Origin of the sequence: Micromonospora sp. HK10, from assembly GCF_000982955.1 — a bacterium.
Lineage (GTDB): Bacteria > Actinomycetota > Actinomycetes > Mycobacteriales > Micromonosporaceae > Micromonospora.
The window spans coordinates 34273-51883 of record NZ_KQ058896.1 but is presented as its reverse complement, the minus strand read 5'-3'; the positions used below and the strand labels follow the sequence as shown (position 1 = coordinate 51883).

The following is a 17611-nucleotide window of genomic DNA, read 5'->3' as shown; positions in this document are numbered from 1 at the left end:
CGCCATTCTGCCCTGGCTACTCCGGCCGACCAGCCGGGTCGGAAGCCGCTGATGCGCCGTCCGTTGCAGAGCCGGGTCCCCGCTCAACGTTCCGTTCACCGGACCAGGAGATGGTCGCGCCCAGCAGACCGGCGGCGAGGAGAGTCACCCCGGAGACGACCCCCACCTTCATCTGCACGCTCACGTTCGGCAACAGGAAGGCCGCGATGTCGAGCAGGAACGCCGCGGACGCGACCACGGTCAGCGCGGCGGCGACCCGGTTGAGCCGCTTGTCCAGCCGTTCGCTCCGCAGCGAAGCCTCGGCGAGCAGCGAGGCGTTCACATGGCTGAGCAACTTCTCCGCGCGCTCGTGGGTACCGTCGAGCCCGATGGTCTCGCGGGCCGCGAGGTACGTGGCCCGGTGGTCCTGGCCCGACTCCACCCGGTACGCGTCGAGATGGTGATAGTCGGCCCAGACGCCGTCGAGGAACCGACGGAACTCCGGACCCTCCAGCCGACCGGGAATCGCCCGGGCCAGCTCGCTCAGGATCCGGAGCCCGCCGACGCTCGCGCCGACCAGCACCGACTGCTGAGCGACGGCGATATCGGCCGGTTCCAGCATCGTCAGGATGTCGTCGATGCGGTCCGGGGAGGGATCACCGTCCCACGCATAGGTGTAGGGCAACAGGATCTGGCAGTGCGGCCCCAGCACCAGAGCGGGCACCCGACCATCCGGCTCCCAGGCGGGGTCGCGCGCGATGAAGTGGCAGTTGTACCGGACGGCACGGGGGTTGATTTCCGTCCAGTCGGCGGCCGCGGCACCGCCCGGCGGCACCATCACGTGCCGGAGGAGCCCGGCCCGCCGCGCGGCGGCCAAGACGTCCACCAGCAAGGCCCGGTCGGCCTCCCGGAGCTTGCGGTTGATCGCCGCGTCCAGCGCGACCAGGGCGTGCACGTCCAGTTGGCGAAGATCCGTCGGGTGCAACAGGGCGTACGTCACGAGTACGGCGCCGGCGGCGAGGATCCGGATCCGGCAATTGACGATCGTCACGTCGGGCAGGCTGACCGCTGCGCGAACGATGTCGGTGAAGTCGACGTCGAGCGTTTCCTCGGAGTTGTACGCCACCGAACCGAGCATGCCCGGGACGAGGTGGATCTCGCCCCGTCCCGGCACCACCACCGTTTCCAGGGTGCGGTCGACCGAGGCGTAGTGCAGGGGGTAGGCCCTGGTCTGGAGGTGCAGTACGTCGGTCATCTCCCGGCCACCGCCACGTGCTCCGGGATCAGCTCAGTCTCGGGTACGACGACCTCACCGAGGTACCGGTGCTGAAGGTCCTCGGTGCTGTGGTTCTCCACCGGAGCGCCCAGGACCGCCGAGAGCTCACTGGTGGTCAGGTAGCTGGCGTCCTCGGGCAGCGACCGCTTCCGGAACCACCGGCGTTGCGCCGACAGCACCGGATGATCCGCTGCGGCGAGCGGCCAGTAGCTGATCATCGTCAGGGTCTGCGGCCCTGCCGCGACCCCCAGCCCGACGACCGCCCGGGCCTGCTCCGGGGGAAGGTAGAAGACCAGCCCTTCGGCCACAAATGCGATGGGCCGCCCGGCGGCGAACCGGCGGATGCGGTCCAGGAGCCGGCGCTGTGCCCCCGGGTCGTTCAGATCCGCCGCGATGTGCTCGACCTCTCGTTGATCGAGCACCCCGGCCGCCCGCAGCTCGGCGGCTCGTCGCCGCTTGGCCGCCACCATGTCGGGCAGGTCGACCTCCATCGCCGCAGCGAACGGCAGCAGCCACGGATACGACGAGAAGCCGGCGCCGCACACCACCAGCACCGTGTCGCTGCGCTTCTCCAGGGCCTGGGTCAGGGTTTCCAGGATGATGCGGCCACGCAGGGACACGACCAGGTCGTCGTGGGGGTACACCGATCCGGCGAACTCGTCCCACAGATCCCGAACCGCGCCGCGGTCCTTTTCCGAGATCCACGCCCTCGCCAGCGGGTCCGCCGCGAGATCCTCCCGTCGCGCTCGTGATTCGTTCACCAGGTAGGCGGTGAGTCCGATGTCGCTCTGCACGTCCACATAGAACCATGATCCGGCAAACGTGACGTACCGTCACCCGGCAGGCCCTCTCGCGCCTGGTCATGTCGGGGAAAGGTCTGTCGCAGTCGCTGCCAAGATCAGGACTGAGTTGTGTCCGTTGATCTCTTCGCGGTGTTCCCGCAGTTGAGTCGGGCTGTCGAGTGGGCCGGAGGTACCACCATGCGAACCAATCACCGACCATCGCCGGTGAACCGTTCCCGCTGCGTTTGGGCAGGTAAACACGATGATGCGGGACCTACGGGCGTCGCCGATAGATCGACTGACCGGCGCCGACCCTGTCCGAGAATTCCCGTATGAGGGATTGACGGCACCAGCGGGGCGAGCAGTCCGCTCCCGCAGGGAGATCGAGATCGTCGCCCACCTTCACGACACACTGACCGATCCCGCTCCCCACCGAAGCCGCCGCGTACGAGACGTTCGTACGGACGATCTCGAACCTGAACGTGCTCCTTTCCCTCAGGATGACACGATGACCGACCACCAGGCTCTCGACGCCGAGCCAGCGGTCCGGTTCTCCGACGCCGAGAAGATCAACCCGTTCGACGTTCTGATCGAACTCCAAGACCACGTCCTGAGATACTCATCCGGGCTGTCCCGACCGAGGCGTTGACGGAGTTGGCGCTCGCCGCCGCCTTGCTCTCCTGGCGGAACGGATGGCAGCCGATCGATCCACCGGCGCTGCTCTCCAGGACCGTCTTGGTCAACTGCTTGAGCAGCCCGTCCGGGCCGGTCAACGACAGCCCCTGCTCCTTCGCCGCCCGGACCAGCTCGGCGGCGGCCTTCGCCTCCGCCGACGGCTCAGGCCGCTTCCTACGTCTGGTCTGGTCATTCAGTGTCGCGGTCATCACGGCACCCTCCTCACCAGGCACAACGCCTGATGGGTCAGGCCGGAAACTCCGTTAGATCCCTACTCCCGTTCCTTCCCTCGCTCGGAGGGAGAGAACGGAGCGGAGTGCGGCGAGGAGCGTGGCGATGTAGATGGCGGCGAGGAGGATGAGGAGTTGGCTCCAGGGGATGCTGACGATGAATCCGGGAATTCGGACGGCGAGGACGATGGTGGGTATGAGCGCGATGAGGAGGCCCAGCAGGGTGCTGACCGCTAGGAGGAGTCCCTGCTGGTAGAGCAGGACGTGACGGGCCCAGGTCGGTGGAATGCCGATGGCGAGGAGTCGGGCCAGATAGCTGCGGAGGATTCGGGCTTGGGCGCGGGTTGCGGCCAGCACTGCTGCGAGGGCGAGGATGGCGAGGCCGGTTGCGGCGGCTGCTAGTGCGATCGGCGGAACGGGCGGTGGTGGTGGCACATAAATTCGGACTGTTCGGGCGTCTATGCCAGCCCGACCGACAGCTTTCTGGAGATTCTGGGCCTGCTCGTCGGTGAGTCCGGTGAGCATGATTGGGCCGTCCTTGAGTGGGAGGCCCAGGTTCTGTGCGGTGGCGCGCAGCAGCACGCCGTCGGTGCCGACACGCCAATCGGCCAAATCAACATTGACTTCGCTGGTGGGCAAATCAGGGGTTCGGCCGACGATTCCGTCGCCGGCGGTGATAGCGAGGCGTGTGCGGCTGCTCTTGCCGGGAGGATCGGGCGCGTCGGCCCAGATCAGGAGCCCGCCGCCGATCAGAGCGGCGGTTTGTGTGGAGTCGAGCGAGTGGCCGACCAGTTCCTCGACCTGCGTGGGTGTGTCTACCGTAAGCAGGTAACCGATCTGTTCATCTCGGGTGGCGGCTCGAGTGATGCTGCCGTCGGCGTCAATGGTGTAGGCGTAGCCGATTGGGATTCGTGGTTTCCCGCCGAGGGCGCCGGAGGCGTTCGCGGCGGAGAGCAGCGCTACGGTGGGCGGAAAGGTGATGCTGGCGCGGTCGGCGAGTAGGACCTGACCAGGTAGGACGTCGGGGTATTGCTGTACGTCCAGGGTTCTGACGATGGTGCTGAGCAGTGCGAAGCTGCCGAGGGATGCGCCTAACAGTGTGGTGAGTACGGCAATGGTGGCAGCGGCACGTCGCGGGTCTGCCGCGAGCTGACGACAAGCCAGGCGTAGACGCGGGTTTCGTTGCGGATGTACCCGGAGCAGCAGTCCCACGATTTCGGGGATTACGAGCAGCACCGCGAAGGTCATGATTCCCGTGAGGATCATGGCCTTGGCCGGGGAGTCGATCTGGATGGCATAGATGGCGGAAGCGCACCAGGCGGCGACCGCCAGCAGATGCCGGGCATCGCGGATTCGGCTGCCCCATGCTGTCGCGCGGGCTCGGCTTTGGCAGGGTGTCGACGGTGCAGGGCGTCGTGTGTCGTACAGCTGGGCGCCCCACGCACACAGGCTGGTGAGGGCGATCAGCGCGAGCAGTTGGAGTGCGGGCCCGGCGAGTCCGTCAACTGGCCCGGCGGGCCGGTCGCGCAGCTGTGCGACGATGGCGCGGGCACCGACACCGACCCCTACTCCCGCGACCGTGCCGATCGCGCCGGCAGCCAAGCACCATGCCGTGGTTGACAGGGCGACGCCCGTCACGGCGGTGATGGGCCGCACGCCGACTGAGATCAAAGCGGAGGCGGTGCGGCGCGAGCGGCGGTTGTGGAGTGCGAACACCAGCAGCACAGCGCCGATGGGCAGTAGCAGCGAGGGCACCGTGTAGCCCGCCGGCGTCCGTTCGATCCATGTCCGCTCTGGCCGCACCAGCAGGTCCTGCCGGGTCATCAGACTCGTCGTCACAACGTCGGGGTCAACGCCGGTGTTTTGCCGCCCGCCGTTCGTCCGCTGTTGCACGACGCTGGCGAACGCCTCGACGACCGCGCCGGCGTCTCCCGAGGACCACAGCAGGAATGGTTGAGCGCCGAGCAGCGCGAAGCCGTCGGTGAGTTTCGGATTGAGGCCGGCCCAGGTCCCGGGTCCCACTAGCAGGTTCGTCGTGCTCGCGTACCGATCGTCGGCTGTGCCAACTACCTGTAGCTTCACCGCACCGCCCAGCACCGGCAGGACGGCGCCCGGAGAAGCGGCGACGTCCTGCGGCTCGGTCACCACCACCTCGCCCGGACGGGCAGGCCACCGTCCGGACAGCAGCCGGTATTTCGCCGGATAGGGGTCTGACTGCCAGTCCGCTTCGAACATGGTTACGTCGCGCGCCGGCGTGGTGGTCAGTTGTACGTCGGTGGCGCTGAGCACCACCGCGGCGTCCGTGGCACCGACGGCTGCCGCCCTGTCGCGCACCTCTTGAACAAAGGTGTCATCGCCGGGTGGCAGAACGATGCTGCCATACCCTACAGAGGCATTGAAACGGCCGAGATCCCGGTCAGCGACTTGAGCGCCGGACAGCGACAGAGTTTTCAGCGTTACGAACATCCCCATGAGGAACAGCGCGGCGAGGAGAACGATCAACGCGGAGCGGGCTGTCTCCCGGGAACGGACGAACCGGTGAGTGAGCCGCAGGGCGAAACGCAGCTGCGCCGCAGCGCCGAGTTGCTTGCTCAACGCGGTTCCAGTTGGCCGTCGATGACTTCGTACAGCGTGTCTGCGTAGGCGCGACACCGGGGGTCGTGGGAGCAGATCACCGCCAGGATGCCCTGGTCGCACAACGTGCGGATGAGCGCGAACAGGTCCTGGGTGGCCGCCGAGTCCAAGGCGCCGGTGGGTTCGTCGGCAAGCAGGACCGCCCGCTGACCGGTCAGCGCTCGTGCTACACCGACCCGCTGGCGCTGACCGCCGGACAGCTGTCGGGGAAGACGATGCTCCAGACCCGCCATGCCAACGCGGCCGAGCTGCTCGACAGCCTCGGCGACCGTGTCGGCTGCGGGGATCCCACGGGCCTCCAGCGGCAACGCGACGTTTTCTATCGCGGTGAATTCCTCGATGAGGTTGTTGTCCTGGAACACCACACCTACGGTGCGCAGCCTCAGCTGCGCACGCTGACTCTCGTCGGCGCTTGACACGTCGACGCCGCCAACCTGGACCACCCCGGAATCGGCGAGGTCCAGGCCAGCGAGCAAATTCAGCAGCGTCGACTTGCCCGATCCGCTGGCGCCGTAGATGCACACAAACTCACCCGGACGGGCGACGAAGTCAACGTTCCGCGCCGCCCAGACGGTCTCGACCTCCGAGCGGTACACCTTCGAGACACCGGTCAGGTGGATCAGTGGTTCACCTACGACATCAGACATCTCAGCAGGCGTTCGCCGTGCGCCAGGACGTGACCTCGTCGCTGTTCGCAGGGTTCACGTTGTCGTCCTTGCTGTTCCTGGCCATCGTCTGGCGATCCCCGCCACCACCCGCGTCCGCGAACATGCACCCGGCGTACGACGCCGACCGGTTGGCCCACGAGTCCATCTCGTCGTTCACACTGCTGGGCAGATTCTGGATGTTGGCGTCGCCGTGGTTACGGTCCCCGATCAGCCCCGAGAAGTTGTTGTTCTTCCACATGCACATGTGGTTCGAGGCGCACTCAGTCAGCGACGCGCTCGAGACGCCCGGTGCCAGCAGCACGCCCGATCCGACGATGATCGCCGACGCGATGACGGTCTTCACTTTCATGCAGTGCCTCCCGTTAGACCTGGTACCCGCGAGTGCGGGCATCCACGCCGATCGAACAGGACCCCTCGTAGTCGAACAAGTACTTTTTGTTACATGAATATCTCGCGGCACGCTTATTCCGACTTCGCGCTGTAATCGCCACGCACCTCACAGCAACCCACCATCCCGGCTTACCGCCCCTCAGTCAAGCGTCGAGGACGAGACGAAGGGTACCGGAATCGCACCAAAACAGGTCGAACCGACATTGAACTAAGTGCTGGTCATGCACCTCCAGTCCCGGCAGCCACGAACCACAATCAACCCACGGCACGTCGGCATGACCATCGGCCGGGGTTGATCATCTGGACGCCAAGGACCAGCGAGATGATCAATTTCCCGCCGCCGAGCAAGTGGTTCGGCCAGATCGCCGCCACCAGGCGAGCTTTACAGCGAAGCGGCAATTCCGGCTCGGTCGCATCTGGTGCCCCTTCGTACTGTTTTCGGCGAGTATTTCGGCAGGTGCATGAGCCACCGTTGGCAGATTCAGCAGTGCGGCCCAGTGCTAAGCGCGGGAACCGCTGTTGGCGCGGTGAGTGAGAAGCCGCGGATGCGGCGGATGGCGGCGATGCTGATGCCTGCCGCGAGGAGTCCCGCGGTGAGGTAGCTCAAGGTCCCGTCCTGAGCTTGCCAGTAGAGCCCCTTTACACCGTAGGCCGTCATGATCAGTGCGGCGAGACCGAACGGGATCGCGAGGGCGAGTCCGAGGATGGCTGGCTTCGGCGTCCACGCTGTGGTGCGTAGGACGGTGGAGCGGCGCACGAGTAGCCACACCGCCAGGAGGAGCAGACCGCCTACCGCGAACCAGGGGTAGGAGTTCCGGTCGCCTTCCACCGGCACGAGGCTCAGATTCCCGCGGTACTGTGCGAAGCAGCCAAGCGTGGGGTTCGACGGCACCCATGGGCGGCTGCACATGTCCGGCTGGGTTCCGAATCGGTCGGTGGCGATCAGTAGCCGCGTCCATGGCCAGCTGAGTAGCCAGGTAGCCATGCCACTGGCACCCCACCAGAGCATGAGGACGCCGGTGGCGATCCAGGTTCCGGTGACCAGGCGGCCCAGCGATGCGCGAGCATCTGTTGCGGCCGAAACGTGTCGGGTGACGTGGGCTGCCGTACCGAATCGGTCGATGGCTTCACGCTCGGCGGCCTCCGCGTCGAGGCCGCGGGCGCGAGCTTCCGCCGCGGCGGTCAGCAGATGAGTCTCTGCCTCGACGAGTAGCCGCCGCCCGGCAGGTCCGGTGCCGGCTAGCCGGTCGAACATGTCATCAAGATACTGTTCCACCGGCCCGTCGCCGGTCGGGGTGGTCATGCCATCGCCTGCGCGGTGGCTGGCCCGATCACGGCCTGCACACGGTTGACGAAGCTGCGCCACTCCCGCTGCTTGGCGGTGCGGGCAAGCTGACCGTCATGGGTCAGCTCGTAGATCCGGCGGCGTCGCGGCGTCGCTTGCTCCCACCGGCTGACGACTAGCCCTGCACGCTCCAGCCGGTGCAGCGCGGGATACACCGTGCCTTCCGGCACGTCGAAGGCACCCTCTGAACGGTCCCGCAGAGCGGTGATCACTGCGTATCCGTGCACCGGACCCGCTTCTGCCAACACGGCCAACAGCAGCAGGTCGAGATGACCTCTTACGTCCATACCTACCCAGGCTAGGCATCGGAACCCTAGGTGTCAACGACTGCCAGTGAATCTACTATCCGATGCGCAACCAGAGACGTTCACTGACTCGTCGGCAAGCACTTGGTGGCGGTAGCGACGGCCGGTAGCTGAGCGCCGCCGTCACCGCACTCCACCACGTCATGGAGGGTCAGCCAGCCGACGGGTCGCGCTTTGCCGGTTCGTCGGCTGGCGGGAGCCATTGAGGGCCGGGTTGGCGAGGACCGGTGTCGCTCTGCTCGTCGGGATTCGGCTCGGCCTTCCGCTTGCCCTCGGTCGGTTGCCGTGGCGGCATATCGATGCCGATTGCTCGGGCGTACTCGGCGAGGATGCCGCCGGCTTCGGCGAGCAGCCATGAGCCGTCGCGGAGCTTGACGATTCCTTGGGCGTAGTTGCCCAGTGCGCGGTTGACCAGGGGGTTGGTGGCTCCGGTTGTGAGGGCGCGGAACTCGGCTCGAGCGTTCTCGGCGTCCTGGATGACGACCTTGGTCAGGTCCTGCTGTTGGCCGATGGAGACGTGGAGGTCTCGTAGCGCGGCGGCGATGTCGGGCAGGGTCACGGTTGGTACCTCCGGGTGAGGTCGGTCGCAGGATCGGGGCCGGCGGTGATGCGGCGGGCGTTGATGAGCTGCGGTCGGGTCGCGCCGGGTGTTCGTCGAGGTAGGCGGCCGTAGCGGGTGAAGGTGGCGGCGGCTTGCTCGTTGGTGGGGCAGGGGCCGATGAGCTGGCAGCGCAGGCAGTAGCCGGTGGCGCTGGAGGTGACGTGCTCGTCGAGCGCTCGCTGCGCGGTCGTGAGCTGGTCGATGGCCGCTGCGGACAGGTAGACAGTGGCGGCCATGTCAGTCCTGCGGCTGCGGGAGGGCGCCGACGCGGGCGAGTACCTGCCGGAAGCGTCCGGTGCGTCCGGTCGAGGGCATTTCGATGCCTTCGAGCCACACCCACTGGCCGTCGTACCAGAGGCTGAGGTCGAGGCGGACGCAGACGATCCGCAATCGAAGCGGGCCGCTGCCGTGCTGGTAGTCCTGTTCGCGTAAATGCACGACGTCGCCGGGTGCGACGGCGACTACAGGTGTGATCGGCGTGGGGGTCACAGTCCGCTCGTCCAACTCGTCCGGCCGGCATGCGGGCGGGATCTGCGGCCTCCGCAGTCGGGGCAGTTCAGTGCCGACCCGCACCGTCGGCACCATCGGGACTTGACCTTGAACAGGAACAGTCCGGCGGCGAAGCCGAGCATCGCGACCACCGCTAGGACGAGGGATGGAACCACTGCGTTGCCTCCCTGACTCGGCCTCTCGTGGGGGGACGCAGCCCGCTTCGGGTGACGGGCTGCGTCCCGTCGAGAGGCGTTCGAGGCCGGACGGGCGGTGGACCCCTGGGAGCGCGAGCCCACCGCCGTACCGCGCGGCTTCGTGGGCCGCACCGGCCTGACATGCTCATGCCCATAGTGCCTATGCACTAGTGATAATGCAAGGATTGCATTCGCATGTGCGTCACTTGCCTGGCCTGCCTGGAGGTTGCATCCGCATGGCGGGCACACTCTGACTACGACAGGAGCGAAGGGATATGGAGTTGTCAGCTCGACGGCAACCGCCCACTGTGCGCCTCCGGCGGCTCGCGGCGGAGCTGCGCAGCCTGCGCGCCGCGGCCGGCCTCACCCGCGACGAGGTCAGCGAGCAGACCGGCATCAATCCCGCCACGCTCTACCGCATCGAGACGGCCAAGGTCCGCCCGCAGCGGCGCACCCTGATGGCGATGCTGGACAAGTACGGCGTCACCGACGAGGACAAGCGCAGCGAGCTGATCGCCCTGTCCCGCCAGGCCGCGCAGCTGGGCTGGCTCCAGGCGTACGAGTCGGAACTGCCGGAGCTCTACACCACGTACATCAGCTTCGAAGCCGAAGCCCGCTCGGTCCGCAACTACGAGTCGCTCTTCGTTCCGGGCCTCCTACAGACCGAGAGCTACGCCCGCGCCGTCATCCGGGGTGTGTTGCCGTTGGCGAGCGACGCGGACGTGCAGGCCCGGGTGGAGGCGCGCATGCAGCGGCAGGAGTCGCTCCGCAAGACGGAGCCGCTGCGCCTCTGGGCGATCCTCGACGAGGCCGTCCTGCACCGGCTGACTGGCGGACCAGCCGTCATGGCCGAACAGCTCGACGCCCTGGTGAGCGCAGCGGGCCAGCCGCACGTCACGCTTCAAGTCATCCCGTTCACCTCGGGCGCGCACGCCGGCATGCCCGGCTCGTTCGTCGTCATGGACTTCCCCGACCCGGCCGACCCCGCCCTGGTGTACGTCGACAGCATGGCCGGCGACCTGTTCCTCGAACGGGAAGCAGACGTCCGCCGCTACACCAGCACGTTCGAACACCTCCGCGCCACCGCACTCGACCCGACCAGCTCGATCAAGCTGATCCAGGAACACGCCGCAGCGATCAGTCAGAAAGGAGGTACGGGATGACCTCAGTCGACCTGTCCCGCGCCCAGTGGAAAAAGAGCACCCGGTCCAGCGGAAACGGCCAATGCGTCGAGGTCGCCGACCTCGCCGACGCGGTGGCTCTCCGCGACAGCAAGGACCCCACCGGCCCGGCCCTCCTGTTCCGCCGGGAGGATTGGACCAGCTTTCTGGCCGGCGCCAAGTACGGCCACTTCACCCACCAGTAGGCGAACGCATCCGTCGGACGGGCCCAGCCGACCGTCTGCGACCATGGGCGCGCTTCTGTACATGGCTGCTACTTGCGCCACCAACTGGGGCGTCCGCGCATACCGTGGTGCCAGGTGTCGGCCTGAAGCCGGGTGGCGTTGATGGCCTGCTGGTCGCGCTCCGACCGGTACTCGCGGTGGGGCTGGTGCGGGCTCCAGTCGCCGATGAAGGGCCGTAGGTCGTCGGGCTGGGGAGTGATATCGAATTTAATGCCGGCGAGGGCTCCGTCGCCGCAGGTGGGATCGAGGCGGTCGGCTGCGGCTCGCGCCCAGTCGATCCAACGGGTGCGGTTGTCCGACTCGGCTGGTTCGTCGGGCGCGGTTTCGAGGGCGTCACAGAAAGCGCGGATCTCGTTGGCGGAGATCCAGGAGTCGTAGGCCCGCCGGAACGCCTTCTTGCGCAGGAGTTCGGCGGCTTGGGGGCGGGCCTCGTCGAGGGCGACCTGCCAGCGGCGATGCTCTTCTGCCCGCTTCCTTTCTTGCTCAGCGACGTATTCGTCGTGGGCCCGTTGAGCAGCCTGTTTGGCTTCCTCGTCGGCAGCGATACCGGCTTCGACGTCACGAATGATGCGGGGGAGGCGCTTCTCCAGGGTGGTGCGCTTGTCGTCGGTCCAAGTGTCCTTCTTGTCCCAGCCAGCGCGGGCGATCTCCATCCGCAGACGGCCAGAGGCGACCCGGTCGGTCTTGGGCAGCACCATCCACCGGTTGCGCCGCAACTGCCGGGCCTCCTCGGCGGTGGGGACGTGGGGGACGTCGTCGTACTCCTCGATCAGCCTGACCCTGCGACGGGTCTTGTCGACTTGGAGGTAGACCGACGGGTTCTTGGTCTTGGTGTTCACCCCGACCCGGTGGCCCCGCCGTCGGGCCTCGGCGGCGAGGCCGCGGATCAGGCCCAGCGCCCGGGGGACGGATGCCTTCGTAACCTCCAGTCCGGCCGGGTTCTTCTCCAGCGCGGCGAACACGAGGTCCGGGTCGGTGGTGACACGGCGTGTGTTGAGCCGGATCCGGTTCCAATCCTTGTCGTCCGGGTCGTCGTCGTTGGACAGCCGAATGATTAGGTCTCCGGCGGCGCGGCCGGTGTGCTTGAGGTGGAACCCGGCGGGCACGAGACCGTGCTGCTTGGCCGCGTGGATGACCCGCCGATACAGGGCACGTTCCTCGGAGTCGGGGCTCTCGACTCGCAGGGTCCCGCCCTCGACCTGCAGGCGTTCCACGAGCTGCCGGGCCTGCTCGACCGTTGGGGTGGTCGGAGGCTGCGGCGAGTCGGCCGATGTGGCGCCGCCACCGGCTGGCGACCGGCTCGAAGCCGACCCACTGCGGTTGGAGGTAATGGCGGTCCGGGTGCGCTGGCGGGGTGTCGCCCTGCCGGGCGAGAGCCGGTCGGGGTGGTCAGGGTGGATGCCGTTGTCGAGGTAGAAGCGGCCGGCGTCGGTGATCTGGGCCCGCCACACACCGCCCCGGCGGCTGATGTCGACGAGCCGGCGGGTCTGCAGTGCTCGAGCCGAGTGGCGCTGGTCGAGTCCTTCGGGGCCGCTGAGGTCGTCTCCTTCGCCGATCCGCCGCAGCAACAGCAGCTGGTGTTCCTTCAGCGGATCCCATATCTGCACGCCCTCGACCCTCGACTGCCAGGGCCTGATCCGCAAGGATCGACACCCTTGCGCGAGTTTGAGCTGGCCTCCCTTGCCCACGATGGGATACCGCCGCCCTTCGCCGCTACGCCCGGACAGCGGCGAAACAGACATGCGCGTATCATCGATACGCGCTTCGTTCGTCGGGCTGCTGCCCCTAGCTTCGAGTGCGACAACGAAATCTCATAGGAGGAGGCAGCATGGCGGCGAGGCTGGCGCAGCTGGTCGGTGATCTCCCCGGGCCGTACATCATGGGTGCGATTCTGTTACCGGTGCTGTTCCTTGGCTGGGTCATCATGAGCGAGCGGCGGACCCGTCACCTCACGCAGCTGATCCGCGCGGTGCGGGGATCGGTCCGCCCGGGAGGTAGCTCCCGTGGCAGCAGCCGAGAGGGGCGCTGACCATGTCCAGGGTGGAGCAGCTGATGACGAAGGAGGAGGTGGCTCACGCCGCAGCCGTCACCACCCAGGCGGTGAGCAACTGGGCGCGTAGGCACCCCAAGAACTTTCCTCAGCTCGTTCGGCGCGGATCCCAGGATGGCTACCTGACGTCGGCGGTGGCGGCGTGGCTCGATGGCCGCCGGATCCCGCGTCCAGCGTTGCTGCCCGGCGAGCGTCTGGGAAGGACCTACGGGGAACGGTTCCGCTCCGCGGTCGGGTATCCAGTACCACCAGCTACCGTTGATCCAATGCCTGAACCGGCGGCGGAGTTACTCGACGAGCGGTTGTGGTCGCCCCTGGAGCGGCTGCTACGCAAGAGCGAGGTACCGGCAGTCTTCGAGGCCATCGTCCTGTCCCTACTGTGCCTGCGAGATGCCTCCCCTGTCGACTGGGCGGCGATATCGAGATCCTCCATTGAGACGATTCATGGGGTTGTCACGCAGGCATGGCAGCGGCAGGCGGCGCCCCTTTCGACTGCCACAACAGTCCTTCGAGACGCTCCAGCAACCGTCTATGGACGGCATCAGCTCCTCAACATCGTTCGCATCCTCGACGACGTCCGGACACCCGGCGACAAGGTGTTCGAGTACCTGCTCGACCAGTTCGCCAGGTTCCGCCACAGCAGCCCAGACGAATACCTGGTTCCGGCTGGGCTGGCGAGTCTGATGGTGCGGATGGTCGATCCCGCACCCGGGAGCCGCGTGCACGACCCTTGCTGCGGCCTGGGTAACCTGCTGGTGGCGGCGGGGAAACATATGACGCGCATGGCCGGATCGGGTTCACCAGTGGCGCTGACCGGACGGGCTGCGACGGCCAGGACCTGGAGCCTCGCCACGATGAACGCCGCAATCCACGGCATACGGATCGACCTCGGAGATGGGCCGCCGTCGGACCCCGGGGAGATCGACGCCGAACCGGGCCGGTTCGACGTCGTGCTGCTCAACCCGCCGTTCGGCATGAGGAACTGGAGCCTTCCCACGGCCCGATCGGCACGCCCGTGGCCGTACGGCGAGCCTTCCCCGCACAACGTCACCATGGCCTGGTTGCAGGCGGCGGTCGAGGCGCTCGCGCCCGGCGGCCGGGCTGCCATGATCATGCCTTACAACGCCACGTTCGCGCTCACCGTCCGGGAGCGGGAGATCAGGGGGGCGATGGTCGAGCGTGGAGCCGTTCGCTGTGTTGTCGCGCTGCCCAGTCACCTGTTTCGCGAGACCACGGTCCCGGTAACAGTGTGGATCTTGGCTCATCCTGGCGACACTGCAGGCGAGGAGGTTCTCTTCGTCGATGCGCGGGGAGCGACTCGCAAGATCGGCCCTACCCACCGAGTGTTGACAGAGCCTGGCTGCCAAGCAGTCCTCGACGCGTATCAAGGATGGATGAACAAGACGGCCGCCCTCCCGATCGCGACGGAAGACTTCGCCGCCACCACAGCGACGGTGACGGAGATCCGGGAGCACAGCTACGACCTTCAGCCCAGCACCTATCTGAATCAGGGTCGGCAACTCGTGACCGACCGGCGGACCTCGCCCACGCTTCCCGCATTGCGAAGCAACCTGGCCCGGCTGGACGACGAGGCCAGAACAGCCGACCTGACCCTCGACCGCTGCCTCGAAAGGTTGGTGTCGTGGACACGCTGATTGGCCCCGTCCCGGATGACTGGCAAACGCGGCAGCTTGGCGAGTGCTGCGACGTGCAACCAGGCCCATCCGGCACCACGTTGAGTTCCTCCGCGTACGTGATCGGAGGTGTCCCCGTCGTGAAGGCCGGCGACATCGGCCCCGAGGGGATTCTCTCCAGCGTCAGCGTGGACGAGGAAACCGCCAAACGCCTTCGGCCACGGTACGAGCTTTGTTCCGGCGACATCGTGTTCGTGCGCATCGGTAGAACAACCCGGCACGCGACGGTGACCGAGCGACAAGAGCGCTGGCTACTCGGCGGCTCCTGCATCCGCATCCGCGCAAAGCAAGACATCTCCGCGGAGTACATCGCGTGCTACCTCACCCACCCGGCGGTGCAGGAGTGGCTGGCCGAACACACTCAGCGTGGAGTGCTGCCGACGCTCAACGGCCGCAAGATCCGAGCAATGCCCCTCGTGCTGCCGCCCGCAGCCGTGCAGCTGAGCATTACCGAGGTCGCCAGGGCCATCGACACAAAGATCCGCGCGCATAAGGACGTCATCCAGGCCACCCAAGCGCTACGTGGACTACTTATTCCGCAGATGCTCGCTGGCAATCCCGTGCTGACGGAGGCAAGCGTCAGTTGTGACGCGTAGGGCTTCGGTCTGAGAAAGTCGCGGCGGAGCCGGGCCGGCGCGGGCATCAGCGCACGTGATCGACACGCCGCGGACTACGTGAGGTTGGTGTGCGTCTCCCCACCCGGCGGCACCAGGCGGCCACCTCAGCCACACCGGTGCACCCCGTTTCGGCCCTGGACGGGCACGGACGCAGTTCCTTTAATTTGTCGGCGCTCAGAACGGCGTCGGCGGCCGGACTGGCTTCCTACCGACCGCATACGGGACAGGTAACGTACTCGGTCCGCCGGATCCACGCCCCTATTGGGCCGTCCTGCTTATCGGGGGCCATGATGCCGAACGTATCTCATCCCGACTGACACGGACAGACCGCCGCTTGTCCACACTCGACAGCCCGGTGTCTCACATTATGAGAGGACGGAGATTTCCTCAAGATTCTTTGGCCTGGACGGTGCGGGGCTGGAGCGGACTGTTGCACACCGTGGGTGGACGCAGGTGAACAGAGGCGAATGTTCAGCGCTCCCGCCGGCGCTTCGGGCTGGCCAATCGTACTTGACCGGCGTGTTCCGCTGATGCGCAATAGAGGCACGTCCTCGTGCGGCGACTGGCCACCGGGCCGACCAGCGTACGGGCGGTCGCTCCCGGTGGAGCGCTCGCCGTCGTCGCGGCCCTCGACCGGTCGTCGGCGTACGAGCTACCTGACGGGAGGTCCCCGATGAAGGATCTGGTTCCGGCGAGCTGAGCCGGCCCATCGTGCTGGACGCGTTGACGCGCGCCGCTCGGTAGCTGCGGTCCGGCCCTTCGCCTGGGCTGAGGACCGGGTGGTCCGCTGGGTCGTTCTCTCGCCGTTTGTCGAGCAACGGTCACCCATGGTCGTAGGTTTCACGGCCGTGGCGATGGGTGCTGTCCGCTTCCGCCTTGGCCGCCCGGCTCCGCCGGGGATGGCCGTGTTCTTTGACAACTTCACAGCGACCAATGCCCGCTGCCCCTGTGCCGTCTCGCTCGCCGGGTGAGACAGGGCCGTGCCCAGATCCTGGCTGGCCCGAGGGGCGGCGGCGACACCACCGGAATGATCTCGACCCTGCGGACCGTCGACCCGGCGGTCCACTCTCGCTACCCCTTCCACAAGGAGTCTCGTTGCTTCTCGCTCAACTCTCCGACCGCCGGCACCGCTGGCCGGCTCGACGTCGCGGGCCGGTTCTGACAGAACCCGTCTTGATCCCCGTTCGGGGGTCAGGGTTGGCGTCCGTGTTGACGTCAGTGTTGAACCTGACCCCCGAACGGACCCCCGTCCCCTCCTCACAGTGCAGGTCGCTCCGGCTGTCACCGGCTGTCACCTGTCCTCCGACAGACCCTCCACGTCTCGGGTCTCTCCCCAGAGGGTGTGTCATCCGCATCCGCTTGAAAGGGGGTGACCGCCGCTGATGGTTGATCCTGTGCTGCGGGTCCAGTCCCAGCTGACCGGACGGGACCGGGTCCTGCTGGGCTGGCTGTACGACCACGGCGTGCTGACCTCGTTCCAGATCGCCCACGCCTTGTTCCCGTCGCTGGACTTCTGCCAGCGGCGGCTGCGCAAGCTGCACCAGTTGCGGCTGGTGGACCGGTTCCGGCCGCAGCGGCCCGACGGCGGCTCCTACCCCTACCACTACCTGCTCGACCAGCTCGGCGTCGACGTCGTCGCCGCGGACCGCGACGAGCGTCCACCCCGCCGCGACCACGCCCGCATTCAGCGGCGGCGGTGGACCTCCACTCGGACACTGACCCACCGGCTCGGGGTGAACCAGTTCTTCACCGACCTGGCCGGCTACGCCCGCACCCGCCCCGACGCGGAACTGGTCCGTTGGCTACCGGAGGCCGCGTGTGCCCGCTCGGGCGCGTTCACCCGGCCCGACGACCCCGCTCTGGTCCGCGCGTACCAGCCGCGGGTCCGACCCGACGGCTACGCCCTGTGGGCCGAACACGGCCGCCTGGTGTCGGTGTTCGTCGAGTACGACACCGGCGGCGAGCAGCTCGACGTGTTGACCGGCAAACTCGCCGGCTACCGGGACCTGTTCGGCACCCTCGGCCAGGTCTGGCCCGTGCTGTTCTGGCTGCACTCCACCACCCGGGAACGCAACCTGTGGCTGCGGCTGGCCGCCGAGCCCACCGGGCTGCCCGTCGCGACCGCAGCCCGCGACTACGCCACCACCGCCGGCCTGTGCCCCGCCGACGCCGTCTGGGCCACCGGCGGGCCGCATCGGCTGCGCCTGGCCGACCTGGCCGACCACACCCTGCACACCGACCACCATCGCGACGCTGCCGACTGACAGCCCCACC

Annotated in this window: 17 protein-coding genes and 2 pseudogenes; 7 read left to right on the top strand and 12 right to left on the bottom strand. The window is 67.4% G+C overall.

What is annotated here, in order from left to right; genetic code table 11:
* Positions 1–16 precede the first annotated feature (16 nt).
* The 12 genes and pseudogenes from LQ51_RS29390 to LQ51_RS29340 all read right to left on the bottom strand — a co-directional run bounded on the left by LQ51_RS29390 (position 17) and on the right by LQ51_RS29340 (position 9470).
* Positions 17–1234, bottom strand: a complete 1218-nt coding sequence (locus LQ51_RS29390) for a hypothetical protein (protein WP_046571332.1) — start codon at positions 1232–1234, stop codon at positions 17–19.
* Positions 1231–2055, bottom strand: a complete 825-nt coding sequence (locus LQ51_RS29385; protein WP_197087948.1) for a class I SAM-dependent methyltransferase — start codon at positions 2053–2055, stop codon at positions 1231–1233. The genes LQ51_RS29390 and LQ51_RS29385 overlap by 4 nt, the downstream gene beginning before the upstream one ends.
* A 256-nt stretch (positions 2056–2311) precedes the next feature.
* A complete protein-coding gene (locus LQ51_RS33115; protein ID WP_156313277.1) occupies positions 2312–2638 on the bottom strand; it encodes a hypothetical protein in 327 nt (108 codons plus the stop codon).
* 120 nt (positions 2639–2758) lie between these two features.
* Positions 2759–2921: pseudogene (locus tag LQ51_RS33110) on the bottom strand (IS256 family transposase); the annotation flags it as partial.
* A gap of 54 nt (positions 2922–2975) precedes the next feature.
* Positions 2976–5537 carry an ABC-2 family transporter permease gene (locus tag LQ51_RS29375; protein WP_046571330.1) on the bottom strand — a complete coding sequence of 854 codons (2562 nt, stop codon included), beginning with the start codon at positions 5535–5537 and terminating at the stop codon, positions 2976–2978.
* Positions 5534–6223, bottom strand: a complete 690-nt coding sequence (locus LQ51_RS29370) for an ABC transporter ATP-binding protein (protein ID WP_082159715.1) — start codon at positions 6221–6223, stop codon at positions 5534–5536. The genes LQ51_RS29375 and LQ51_RS29370 overlap by 4 nt, the downstream gene beginning before the upstream one ends.
* 1 nt (position 6224) lies before the next feature.
* Positions 6225–6593 carry a peptidase inhibitor family I36 protein gene (locus LQ51_RS32485; RefSeq protein ID WP_197087947.1) on the bottom strand — a complete coding sequence of 123 codons (369 nt, stop codon included), beginning with the start codon at positions 6591–6593 and terminating at the stop codon, positions 6225–6227.
* A 522-nt stretch (positions 6594–7115) separates the two neighbouring features.
* Positions 7116–7937: a hypothetical protein gene (locus LQ51_RS29360; protein WP_046571326.1), complete on the bottom strand. Its 822-nt coding sequence runs from the start codon at positions 7935–7937 to the stop codon at positions 7116–7118.
* Positions 7934–8266 (bottom strand): PadR family transcriptional regulator, encoded by a 333-nt coding sequence (locus LQ51_RS29355; RefSeq protein ID WP_046571323.1) that lies wholly within the window; start codon positions 8264–8266, stop codon positions 7934–7936. Before LQ51_RS29355 ends, LQ51_RS29360 begins: the two co-directional genes overlap by 4 nt.
* Before the next feature lie 169 nt (positions 8267–8435).
* The gene (locus LQ51_RS29350; protein ID WP_231605929.1) at positions 8436–8843 is read right to left on the bottom strand and encodes a hypothetical protein; all 408 of its coding nucleotides are present in this window, start codon (positions 8841–8843) and stop codon (positions 8436–8438) included.
* Complete coding sequence (locus LQ51_RS29345) at positions 8840–9121, bottom strand: hypothetical protein (RefSeq protein WP_046571321.1); 282 nt, start codon at positions 9119–9121, stop codon at positions 8840–8842. Before LQ51_RS29345 ends, LQ51_RS29350 begins: the two co-directional genes overlap by 4 nt.
* A 1-nt stretch (position 9122) precedes the next feature.
* Entirely contained in the window at positions 9123–9470 is a 348-nt protein-coding gene (locus LQ51_RS29340; protein ID WP_046571320.1) for a hypothetical protein, read from the bottom strand.
* 376 nt (positions 9471–9846) lie between these two features.
* Here LQ51_RS29340 and LQ51_RS29335 point away from each other — a divergent pair, with 376 nt between their 5' ends.
* From LQ51_RS29335 to LQ51_RS29300, 7 genes and pseudogenes are all read left to right on the top strand, one after another.
* Positions 9847–10734 carry a helix-turn-helix domain-containing protein gene (locus LQ51_RS29335; protein WP_046571319.1) on the top strand — a complete coding sequence of 296 codons (888 nt, stop codon included), beginning with the start codon at positions 9847–9849 and terminating at the stop codon, positions 10732–10734.
* Complete coding sequence (locus LQ51_RS29330) at positions 10731–10937, top strand: DUF397 domain-containing protein (protein WP_046571318.1); 207 nt, start codon at positions 10731–10733, stop codon at positions 10935–10937. Before LQ51_RS29335 ends, LQ51_RS29330 begins: the two co-directional genes overlap by 4 nt.
* A 1615-nt stretch (positions 10938–12552) precedes the next feature.
* Positions 12553–12612: pseudogene (locus LQ51_RS34675) on the top strand (hypothetical protein); the annotation flags it as partial.
* A gap of 192 nt (positions 12613–12804) precedes the next feature.
* Positions 12805–13005, top strand: coding sequence for a hypothetical protein (locus tag LQ51_RS29320; protein WP_046571315.1), 201 nt, complete (start codon positions 12805–12807; stop codon positions 13003–13005).
* A 2-nt stretch (positions 13006–13007) separates the two neighbouring features.
* On the top strand, positions 13008–14681 hold the full coding sequence (locus tag LQ51_RS29315; protein WP_046571313.1) for an N-6 DNA methylase: 1674 nt from the start codon (positions 13008–13010) through the stop codon (positions 14679–14681).
* A complete protein-coding gene (locus LQ51_RS29310) occupies positions 14669–15316 on the top strand; it encodes a restriction endonuclease subunit S (RefSeq protein ID WP_046571311.1) in 648 nt (215 codons plus the stop codon). Before LQ51_RS29315 ends, LQ51_RS29310 begins: the two co-directional genes overlap by 13 nt.
* Positions 15317–16719: 1403 nt before the next feature.
* Positions 16720–17601, top strand: a complete 882-nt coding sequence (locus LQ51_RS29300) for a replication-relaxation family protein (protein WP_046571306.1) — start codon at positions 16720–16722, stop codon at positions 17599–17601.
* Positions 17602–17611 lie beyond the last annotated feature (10 nt).

Bases quoted from the DNA above. Each gene is read 5' to 3' on its own strand.
- LQ51_RS32485 (WP_197087947.1), bottom strand. From the start codon at position 6,593: ATGAAAGTGAAGACCGTCATCGCGTCGGCGATCATCGTCGGATCGGGC.
- LQ51_RS29315 (WP_046571313.1), top strand. From the start codon at position 13,008: ATGTCCAGGGTGGAGCAGCTGATGACGAAGGAGGAGGTGGCTCACGCC.
- LQ51_RS29370 (WP_082159715.1), bottom strand. From the start codon at position 6,223: ATGTCTGATGTCGTAGGTGAACCACTGATCCACCTGACCGGTGTCTCG.
- LQ51_RS29320 (WP_046571315.1), top strand. From the start codon at position 12,805: ATGGCGGCGAGGCTGGCGCAGCTGGTCGGTGATCTCCCCGGGCCGTAC.
- LQ51_RS29340 (WP_046571320.1), bottom strand. From the start codon at position 9,470: ATGGTGCCGACGGTGCGGGTCGGCACTGAACTGCCCCGACTGCGGAGG.
- LQ51_RS29345 (WP_046571321.1), bottom strand. From the start codon at position 9,121: ATGGCCGCCACTGTCTACCTGTCCGCAGCGGCCATCGACCAGCTCACG.
- LQ51_RS29390 (WP_046571332.1), bottom strand. From the start codon at position 1,234: ATGACCGACGTACTGCACCTCCAGACCAGGGCCTACCCCCTGCACTAC.
- LQ51_RS29355 (WP_046571323.1), bottom strand. From the start codon at position 8,266: ATGGACGTAAGAGGTCATCTCGACCTGCTGCTGTTGGCCGTGTTGGCA.
- LQ51_RS29300 (WP_046571306.1), top strand. From the start codon at position 16,720: ATGGTTGATCCTGTGCTGCGGGTCCAGTCCCAGCTGACCGGACGGGAC.
- LQ51_RS29335 (WP_046571319.1), top strand. From the start codon at position 9,847: ATGGAGTTGTCAGCTCGACGGCAACCGCCCACTGTGCGCCTCCGGCGG.
- LQ51_RS29330 (WP_046571318.1), top strand. From the start codon at position 10,731: ATGACCTCAGTCGACCTGTCCCGCGCCCAGTGGAAAAAGAGCACCCGG.
- LQ51_RS29360 (WP_046571326.1), bottom strand. From the start codon at position 7,937: ATGACCACCCCGACCGGCGACGGGCCGGTGGAACAGTATCTTGATGAC.